Source organism: Pseudomonas sp. 67(2021), assembly GCF_017491835.1.
GTDB lineage: Bacteria > Pseudomonadota > Gammaproteobacteria > Pseudomonadales > Pseudomonadaceae > Aquipseudomonas > Aquipseudomonas atacamensis.
This window is the reverse complement of record NZ_JAFGYL010000120.1, coordinates 1-241: the sequence shown is the minus strand read 5'-3', so window position 1 is coordinate 241 and position 241 is coordinate 1. Positions and strand designations below refer to the sequence as shown.

Sequence of the window (241 nt, the reverse complement as noted above, 5' to 3'; positions counted from 1 at the left end):
GACGAGGCGCAGAACATCAAGAACCCGCTGAGCAAAGCCGCCCAGGCCGCCCGTGACTTGCAGGCCCGTCAGCGCTTGTGTCTGAGCGGTACGCCGCTGGAAAACCACCTCGGTGAGCTGTGGTCGCTGTTCCATTTCTTGCTGCCGGGCTGGCTCGGCGACGTGAAAAGTTTCAATGCCGATTACCGCGTGCCGATCGAAAAGCGCGGCAGTGAAGTCAGACTGCAGCACCTCAACGGTC

Annotated in this window: 1 protein-coding gene; it reads left to right on the top strand. The window is 61.4% G+C overall.

What is annotated here, in order from left to right; genetic code table 11:
• The coding region (locus J5M66_RS26800) for an SNF2-related protein (protein WP_207810222.1) at positions 1 to 241 on the top strand (241 nt) is incomplete at both ends.